Origin of the sequence: Polaromonas sp., from assembly GCF_031411155.1 — a bacterium.
Classification (GTDB): domain Bacteria; phylum Pseudomonadota; class Gammaproteobacteria; order Burkholderiales; family Burkholderiaceae_C; genus Polaromonas.
The window spans coordinates 1-3,030 of record NZ_JANOAL010000328.1 but is presented as its reverse complement, the minus strand read 5'-3'; the positions used below and the strand labels follow the sequence as shown (position 1 = coordinate 3,030).

At 66.7% G+C, this 3,030-nt stretch carries 2 protein-coding genes; one reads left to right on the top strand and one right to left on the bottom strand.

What is annotated here, in order from left to right; all coding sequences use genetic code 11:
• Positions 1 to 225: AsnC family protein (locus RMO23_RS19055; RefSeq protein ID WP_309684628.1), on the bottom strand; the 225-nt coding region annotated here is incomplete at its 3' end.
• On the opposite strand from RMO23_RS19055, the gene RMO23_RS19050 reads away from it, so the two are divergent.
• Positions 224 to 3,030: proline dehydrogenase family protein (locus RMO23_RS19050; protein ID WP_309684626.1), on the top strand; the 2,807-nt coding region annotated here is incomplete at its 3' end. The two genes, RMO23_RS19055 and RMO23_RS19050, sit on opposite strands and share 2 nt — an antisense overlap.

Genomic DNA, 3,030 nt, shown 5'->3' with positions numbered 1-3,030 from the left:
GTCGGCCAGCTTGAGGTTGGAAATGCGGCCATCCTGCTGCAGAACATTCAGGATTTTCAGGTCGATGCGGTCAATATCGGGGGAGGGTTCGAACATGGCTAGTGAATTATCCGGTGAAAAGGCAAAATTCAGCGGGAAATTCACCGTTATTCCGCGGAACATCGCTGTCTGAGCCGGGAATCCGCCTGGCTCGCCCCGAATGTTCAGTTTGTTGGAGTTCTTCATGTTCGCCTCCCCGCGCCTGCCTTTTCCCTACCGTCCCGAAGCCGATACCGTCGCCAGCCTGCTGCAACGCCTGGGCGGGGCGCTGGACTGGGCCGCCGCCGCGCAGTCGGCCCAGCCCTGGGTCAACGCCGTGCGCGAGAATCCGCCGCCGTTCTGGGCCATGGAAAGCCTGCTCAAGGAATACCCGATCTCCAGCGCCGAGGGCCTGGCGCTGATGCGGCTGGCCGAAGCCCTGCTGCGCGTGCCCGATGCCGAAACCGCGATTGCCCTGACCGCCGACCAGCTCGGCCGCGCCGATTTTGACAGCGCCGGCGATGGCAGTGGCGTGATGGCGCGGCTGTCGGCCTCGGCGATTGGCCTGTCCAAGAAGTTTCTGCCCGAAGGCGGCCAGGCCTCGCTGATGAGCAAGCTGGGCGCGCGTTCGGTGGTGGCCGCCACGCTGCGCGCGGTGCAGCTGCTGGGACGCCAGTTTGTGCTGGGCCAGACGATTGGCGACGCGATGCACGAGGCCGACGATGCACGCCGGAAAATCCCGAATCTGCGCTTCAGCTACGACATGCTGGGCGAGGGCGCGCGCACCGACGCCGACGCGCTGGGCTACCTCGCCAGCTACACCAATGCTATTAAATCGATAGCTAAGAATGCACGTAAAGACGGGGCTACCGAGCAAAATGACGGTATTTCCATCAAATTGAGCGCGCTGCACCCGCGCTACGAGGACGCGCAGCGCGAGCGCGTCATGGCCGAGCTGGTGCCGCGCGTCTGGGGCCTGTGCGTGCTGGCGGCCCAGGCCAACATCAACCTGACGATCGACGCCGAGGAGGTCGACCGGCTCGAACTCTCGCTCGACGTGTTTGAAGAGCTGGCCTCGCTGGTGGCGGCGAATCACCCGCAGTGGCAGGGCTTTGGCCTGGCGATGCAGGCCTACCAGACGCGCGCGCTGGAGCTGATCGAGCACATCACCGCGATTGGCCGCAAATACCAGCTGCGCCTGATGTGCCGCCTGGTCAAGGGCGCCTACTGGGACTCGGAAATCAAGCGCGCCCAGGAGCTGGGCCTGCCGCACTACCCGGTGTTTACCCACAAGCACCACACCGACGTCGCCTACCTGGCCTGCGCCCAGGCGCTGCTGGCCGCGCCCGACGCGATTTACCCGCAGTTTGCCGGGCACAACGCCGGCACCATCGCCGCCATCATGCAGATGGCTTCGCGCACCGGCGGTGGGTTCGAGCTGCAGCGCCTGCACGGCATGGGCGAAGGCGTGTTTCGCGAGGTGCTGAAGAACCCGCTGATCAATTGCCGGGTTTACGCCCCGGTCGGTGCGCACCGCGACCTGCTGGCCTACCTGGTGCGGCGCCTGCTCGAGAACGGCGCCAATTCGTCCTTTGTGCACCAGCTGGCCGACGAGTCGGTCGGCATGGGCGAGCTGCTGACCTCGCCGCTGCGGCTGCAGGCCCAGCCTTCGCTGCCGCTGCCGATAGACCTGTACGGCCCGGGCCGCCCCAACAGCCGCGGCCTCGATTTGACGGTGCACAGCATGCGCGCGCCGCTGCTGGCCGCGCTGCAGACAGTGTCAGTGCCGGCGGTGCCCGAATTCGATGCCAGACAGGCCGCCAGCGCCATCGCAGCGGGCACCGCGAGCTATCAAAAGTGGAGCAAGGTGGCGGTGGCCGAGCGCGCCGCCACCTTGCGCCGCGGCGCCGACGCGCTGGAGCAGCAGATGCCGAAATTCTGCGCGCTGCTGGTCAAGGAAGCCTTCAAGACCTGGGGCGACGCGGTGTCGGAAGTGCGCGAGGCGGTGGACTTCCTGCGCTACTACGCCAATGAGGCCGAGCGCATCATGGCGCCGATCGCGCTGCCCGGCCCGACCGGTGAAACCAACGAGCTGCGGCTGGTGGCGCGCGGCGTCTGGGTCTGCATCAGCCCCTGGAACTTCCCGCAGGCGATTTTCATGGGACAGGTCGCCGCCGCGTTGAGCACCGGCAATGCCGTTGCCGCCAATCCGGCCGAGCAGACGCCCGGCGTGGCGCTGGAGGCCGTCAGGCTGCTGCATGCGGCCGGCGTACCCGAGGACGCGCTGCAGCTGATGCACGGCCCCGGCGACACCGTGGGCGCGGCGCTGGTGGCGGCGTCTGGCGTGGCCGGCGTGGTGTTCACCGGCTCGACCCAGGTCGCCAAGCTCATCAACCGCGCGCTGGCCGCCAAGGACGGCCCCATCGTGCCGCTGATTGCCGAGACCGGCGGCATCAACGCCATGCTGGTCGACAGCACCGCGCTGCCCGAACAGGTGGCCGACGCGGTGGTGCAAAGCGCGTTTCGTTCGGCCGGCCAGCGCTGTTCGGCACTGCGCCTGCTGTGCGTGCACGAGGGCATTGCCGACGGGGTGATTGAAATGATAGCGGGCGCGGCCCAGGAACTGGTGCTGGGCAACCCGGCCGAACTGGCGACCGATGTCGGCCCGGTGATTGACCGCGAAGCCTTTGACAACCTCCAGAATCACGTCAAACGCCTTGGTTTGGCATCAAAACCACTGCTAGTCCATACGGAACGTGCGCAAACAGCTACTGATTTGATAGCAAACAGCATGCTGCCGGCGGCCTTTGAAGTGGCCAGCCTGGCCGAGGTGAAGGACGAGATCTTTGGCCCGGTGCTGCAAATCGTGCGCTGGGGCAGCGGCGCCCTGAAAACGCCGGAAGCGGTGATGGCGCAGATCAACGCGCTCGGTTACGGCCTCACGCTCGGCATCCAGACCCGCATCGACTCACGCGCGCAGGCGCTGGCCACGGCGGCCCATGTCGGCAACAT